Consider the following 5,416-nt stretch of genomic DNA (forward strand, 5'->3'; position numbering starts at 1 on the left):
CCTGCACGTCGCGGGTGAAGGCAGCGCCGGTCTTGGGGTCGAACTTCTGCGCCTTGGCTTCGGCCGCGAGGATCTGCTTCTCCACGTCGTCCATCGCCGAGCGTGCCTTCGCGGCGGCGGCAGACTGCATCTTCTGCAGCCAGCTCGGGTTCTTGGCGAGGGCCGCATACAGCTCGTCGTCGAGCTCGATCAGCACTTCGAGCCGCATGGTCTTGGGCAGCTCGATGCGCTTGAGCTTGCTACCCAGCGAGCCCTTGAGGTACTTGACGGCGTCGTACTCCACCGCGTTCCACTTCTTCGTTCCCATGCCTGCGCTCCTGCTTTGATGCTGCGCAGCGTAGCCGCCTGGCGGGGCGGCTTCAAAGTGACAAAAGTTCAGAACCCTTGGTGTACGGGATCGAGCGCGTAAGAACGGCGGCCGCAGCGTCGACCAAGGCGCACACCCCAGCGAAAGATTCACCATGCCACAGCGCGCCGCCTTGCTGTTGACCACCCTCGCCTGCACGGCCTTGCCGGCCCAAGCCCAGACCTGCAGCGCCCAGAGCGCGGTACACGCCACACCGGTGGTCGAGCTCTACACCTCCGAGGGCTGCAACTCCTGCCCACCGGCAGACCGCTGGCTGTCGGCGCTCGCGGCCAAGCAGGAGGTGGTGGCGCTCGCCTTCCATGTGGACTACTGGGATCGATTGGGTTGGGCCGACCGCTTTGCGTCACCCGCCTTCACGCAGCGCCAGGCGCAGCAACAGGCGGTGAACGGGTCTCGCTACAGCTACACGCCGCAGGTCGTGATCAACGGGGCGGACCGCAAGGACTGGTCGGGTGCCTCGATTTCAACTCCGGCACGGCCGAATGCGAACGTGCAGATCACCCTGGGCCGCACGGGCGACAAGCTCACCGCCACGGTACAGCCCCGCAGCAGCGCGCGGCTGGCCGCCTACTGGGCCGTCACCGAAAGCGGCCACAGCACGGCCGTGAAGAGGGGAGAGAACTCGGGCGTCATGCTCCGGCACGACCACGTGGTGCGTGAATTGCAGCCGGTGCCGGCATGGGCCGCGGCAGCGGGTGTGCCCACCACGCTGCAGTTTCAACCCCGCATCGCCACCAGCGCAGGCCACCTGCGCGAGGTGAACCTGGTGGTGATCGACGCCGACACCGGCAAGCCGGTGCAGGCGCTCAAGCTGGCATGCTGATCGGTCGCTCGGTCAGTCGGCCGAGCGCAATGCAGTGCGCAGCTGCTCGCCCAGTTCGGGCCGCGCGGTAAACGGGTCGCTCGGGTTGCGCACGTTCATCACGTCGTCCATGCGCGTTTGCACGCCGGCCAGCGCGTGCGGGTGACTGAAGATGTAGAACTGGTTCTCGGCCATCGCGTCGAACACCTTCTGCGCCATGTGCGCCGCCGTCACCTTGCCGCTGGACACCGCCTTGGAGCTCATCGCCTGCGCGATGAGCTGGCTCTTGGTGCGCTGCGTGTCGGCCGCCATGTCGGCCGGGCGGTTGCGCTGGCTGTTGTGGATGCCGGTCGGGATGAAGTACGGGCACAGCACCGAGGCGTGAACCTGGTCGGTGACCAGGCGCAGGTCTTGATAAAGCGTTTCGCTCATCGACACCACCGCGTGCTTGGTCACGTTGTAGATGCCCATGTTGGGCGCGTTCAACATGCCCGCCATCGAGGCGGTGTTGACGATGTGGCCTTCATAGGCCGGGTTCTTCTTGGCCGCCTCCAGCATCATCGGCGTGAAGACGCGCACGCCGTGGGCCACGCCCATCAGGTTGACGCCGACGATCCACTCCCAGTCTTTGAGCGACTGCTCCCAGATCAGGCCGCCACCGCCCACGCCGGCGTTGTTGAACACGAAGTTCGGCGCACCGAAACGCTCGAAGGTGGCTGCGCCCATGGCTTCGACCTGGTCGGCCTTGGCCACGTCCAACTTGAAGGGCAGCACCTGTGCGCCCAGGCCCTTGATCTCTGCGGTGGCGATGTCGAGCGCGTCTTGCTGCACGTCGGCCATGACCACGTTCATGCCCATGCGCGCGGCAATGCGCGAGGCTTCCAGGCCGAAGCCCGAGCCTGCGCCGGTGATGACGGCGGTGCCGCCTTTGAAGTTCTTCATTGGGGTTCTCCTGTTTCGATCTTGGGCTTTTTGATCTGGTATGCGATGCGCGGGAAGTGCACGTGCAGTTGGCCGGCACGTTCATCGCTGCGCGCGATCACCACCTCGTGCTGCGTCAGGCCGACCAGCGTGCCCGACACCAGGTCGGTGGCGTAGTCGGTGGCCGAAACCGTCACCGCATCACCGGCCTCGAAGCCCGCACCGGGTTCGACATGGGTGTCGGCGTGCGTGTGCGTTTGCGCCGCCAGGTCGAGCGCCTCACCGCTGGTCATCTTCTCGGGCGAACCATGGCCAAACGCGGCCATGCGCTCGTACCAGGCGATCAGCTTGGGGAACGGCGCCAGCACCGTGGCCACCGGCGGCGCGCGGCGGATGTACCAGAGCGACTGAGCGACCGAGAAGTCGGCAATGCAAGGGTGCGCCCCCAGCAGGAAGGGCCGGCGGTCGGTGAACTCAGCCTCGAGCCAGGCGAAGTAGCTCGCGAGCTGCGCCGTGGCGTCGGGCACGGTGGCACGGCGCAGGTTGGGCGTCATGGCGGCGCGGTCGGCGCCGAAGGCCTTCAGGAATTCGGGCGGCGCACCGGCGAAGATGTGCGCCACACCAGCCGGCTGCATGGTGTACGGGATGGCCGACCAGAACAGCGTGGAGTCGGCCCACTGCGCGAGCACATGCTGCATGCCCGAAGCGGCCACCGGGTAGAGCGGCGGCTGCGGCGCCATTGCGTCGATCACGCGGCACATCAGCGCGGTGTCGCAATAGATGTCGGCGCCGACCTGCAGGAAGGGCGTGCGGCGGTAGCCACCGGTGAGCGCCACCACGTCGGGCTTGGGCAGCATCACCGGCACCTTGACCGACTTCCAAGCCAGGCTCTTGTAGCCGAAGATCAGGCGCACTTTTTCAGAGAAGGGTGAGCCGTCGTAGTGGTGAAGAATCAGGTCGCTCATGGGAGCCTTTGTGGGTTATGGAGGCACCGCTCGCGCGATGATCGAATCGAAATCGGTCTGGGCACCCAGCGTGCCGAAAGCCTGGCCCCAATCGCCACCCAGGCGCGAGCGGCAGAAGGCATCGAACACGAAGGCGGGTGAATGCTGGCGCAACAGCGCAGCCTGCACGGCGAGCGCCACGTCTTGCGCCAGACGGCGCGCGTCGGTCTCGGCGCTGGCATCGTCCACACGCTGTGGCAATGAGTCGGCAAAACGGTCGAAGGCCACATGCGCACCACGCGCCGGAGCCAGCTCGGCCATCAGCGCGTCGGCCATCGGGCCGCCCTTGCGCAGGGCACGCAGCAAGTCGAGCGCCATGATGTTGCCCGCGCCTTCCCAGATGGAGTTGAGCGGCATCTCGCGGTAGATGCGCGCCATCACGCCCTCGCCCTGCTCTTCCACGTAGCCGTTGCCACCCAGGCACTCCATGGCCTCTTGCGCGAAGTGGCTGCCACGTTTGCAGACCCAGTACTTGGCCACCGGCGTGAGCAGGCGCGCCATCAGCGCCTCATGTGCATCCCCTGGGCGATCGAAGGCCCGCGCCAGGCGCAGGCTGAGCGCGGTGGCGGCTTCGCTTTCCAGCGCCAGGTCGGCCAGCACGTTGCGCATCAACGGCTGGTCGATCAGCGCCTTGCCGAAGGCCTTGCGCTGCGCCGTGTGGTTGAGCGCGAGCGACAGCGCCTGGCGCATCAGGCCGCTGGTGCCGAGCGCGCAGTCGAGCCGGGTCATGCTGCCCATCTCGAGGATCTGCGGCACACCGCGCCCTTCTTCACCCACCAGCCAGGCATGGGCGCCGTTGAACTCGACCTCGGAGCTGGCGTTGGCCCTGTTGCCCAGCTTGTCTTTGAGGCGCTGGATGTGGAGGGTGTTGACCGTGCCGTCCGGCCGCCAGCGCGGCAAGAAGAAACAACTCAGGCCAGCAGGCGCCTGGGCCAGCACGAGAAAGGCGTCGCACATCGGCGCCGAGAAGAACCACTTGTGGCCCACGAGTGCATAACGTTCGCCCCAGGCATCGTGCCCATCGTGGCGCGCCTGGGTGGTGTTGGCCCGCACGTCGGAGCCGCCCTGCTTCTCGGTCATGCCCATGCCCATGGTCACGCCCGACTTTTGCGAGGCGGGGGCAAAGCGCGCGTCGTAGCGGCGCGTGGTGAGCCGGGGGCCCCACTCGGCCGCAATGGCCGCGTTGCCCTTCAACGCGGGCATCACGGCGTAGCTCATCGAGACGGGGCACAGCGTCGAGGGTTCCAGCTCGGTGAACAGCATGAAACCGGCCGCGCGGTGCACGTGCGCATGCGGCCCTTCGACCCAGGGTGCGCCGTGCAGGCCCGACGACACGGCCAGGTCCATCAGCGCGTGGTAGCTCGGGTGAAATTCCACCTGGTCAACACGGTGGCCAAAACGGTCGTGGGTCAGCAGGCGCGGCGTGTGCACGTTGGCCAGGCGTGCGTGCTCTTGCATCGCATGCGAGCCGACGCGTTCACCGAGCTGGCTGAGTTCGTCGGTGTTCAGGCCGGGCGCATTGAAGTGCACGGCCTCGCGCAGCGACACGTTGCCCACGAACAGGTTTCTGTCGACGAGCGGCGCAGGCTGGTTGAACACCTCGTGGGTTGGGCTCATCGCCAGCTGCCCTAGATCAACTTCACCAGCTGCTTGCCGAAGTTGCGGCCCTTCAGCAAGCCGAGAAAGGCTTCGGGCGCGTCTTCGATGCGCGGCGCGATCGACTCGCGAAACTTGAGCCGGCCGGCCGCCATCAGGCCGCCCAACTCGGCCAGCGCTTCGGGCCAGAACTGCATGTGCTCGCTGACGATGAAACCTTCCACCTTCAAGCGCGACTGCAAGATCAAGTCGGGCCGTGCCATCGGCGTGGGCACGCCGTCGTAGCCGGCGATCATTCCGCACAGCGCGATGCGACCGAAGTCGTTCATGCGCAGCAGCGTGGCGTCGAACACGGCACCGCCGACGTTTTCGAAACAGGCGTCCACACCTTTCGGTGTCTGCGCTTCGAGCGCAGCAAGCAACGACGCCGGTGTGGCATGGGCCTTGTAGTCGATGCAGGCATCGAAGCCGAGTTCGTTGACCACATAGGCGCACTTCTCGGCGCCACCCGCAAAGCCGACGGCCCGGCACCCGTGGGCCTTGGCCAACTGGCCCACCACGCTGCCCACCGCACCGCTGGCGGCGCTGACCACCACCGTGTCGCCCGCCTTGGGCGCACAAATCTTCATCAGCCCGTACCACGCGGTGACCCCGGGCATGCCCAGTGACCCCAGGTAGGCCGACAAAGGCACGCGGCTCGCATCGACCTTGCGCAGCGCGCCCGGC

General features: G+C 66.9%; 6 protein-coding genes. 1 reads left to right on the plus strand and 5 read right to left on the minus strand.

Going from position 1 to position 5,416, the window contains the following annotated elements; all coding sequences use genetic code 11:
* A partial coding sequence (locus tag RMO40_RS09165; RefSeq protein ID WP_309719424.1) for a hypothetical protein occupies positions 1–307 on the minus strand: 307 nt, incomplete at its 3' end.
* Between the two features lie 154 nt (positions 308–461).
* Here RMO40_RS09165 and RMO40_RS09170 point away from each other — a divergent pair.
* Positions 462–1,190, plus strand: coding sequence for a DUF1223 domain-containing protein (locus tag RMO40_RS09170; protein ID WP_309719427.1), 729 nt, complete (start codon positions 462–464; stop codon positions 1,188–1,190).
* 12 nt (positions 1,191–1,202) lie between these two features.
* On the opposite strand, the gene RMO40_RS09175 is transcribed toward RMO40_RS09170, so the two are convergent.
* From RMO40_RS09175 to RMO40_RS09190, 4 genes are all read right to left on the minus strand, one after another.
* Positions 1,203–2,111: an SDR family NAD(P)-dependent oxidoreductase gene (locus RMO40_RS09175; RefSeq protein WP_309719432.1), complete on the minus strand. Its 909-nt coding sequence runs from the start codon at positions 2,109–2,111 to the stop codon at positions 1,203–1,205.
* Complete coding sequence (locus RMO40_RS09180; RefSeq protein ID WP_309719435.1) at positions 2,108–3,055, minus strand: glutathione S-transferase N-terminal domain-containing protein; 948 nt, start codon at positions 3,053–3,055, stop codon at positions 2,108–2,110. Before RMO40_RS09180 ends, RMO40_RS09175 begins: the two co-directional genes overlap by 4 nt.
* A 15-nt stretch (positions 3,056–3,070) precedes the next feature.
* On the minus strand, positions 3,071–4,711 hold the full coding sequence (locus tag RMO40_RS09185) for an isovaleryl-CoA dehydrogenase (protein ID WP_309719440.1): 1,641 nt from the start codon (positions 4,709–4,711) through the stop codon (positions 3,071–3,073).
* 11 nt (positions 4,712–4,722) lie between these two features.
* A partial coding sequence (locus RMO40_RS09190; protein ID WP_309719443.1) for an NADP-dependent oxidoreductase occupies positions 4,723–5,416 on the minus strand: 694 nt, incomplete at its 5' end.

It is taken from the genome of Rhizobacter sp., from assembly GCF_031412075.1.
Taxonomy (GTDB): domain Bacteria; phylum Pseudomonadota; class Gammaproteobacteria; order Burkholderiales; family Burkholderiaceae_C; genus Rhizobacter.

Bases quoted from the DNA above. Each gene is read 5' to 3' on its own strand.
- RMO40_RS09170 (WP_309719427.1), top strand. From the start codon at position 462: ATGCCACAGCGCGCCGCCTTGCTGTTGACCACCCTCGCCTGCACGGCC.
- RMO40_RS09175 (WP_309719432.1), bottom strand. From the start codon at position 2,111: ATGAAGAACTTCAAAGGCGGCACCGCCGTCATCACCGGCGCAGGCTCG.
- RMO40_RS09185 (WP_309719440.1), bottom strand. From the start codon at position 4,711: ATGAGCCCAACCCACGAGGTGTTCAACCAGCCTGCGCCGCTCGTCGAC.
- RMO40_RS09180 (WP_309719435.1), bottom strand. From the start codon at position 3,055: ATGAGCGACCTGATTCTTCACCACTACGACGGCTCACCCTTCTCTGAA.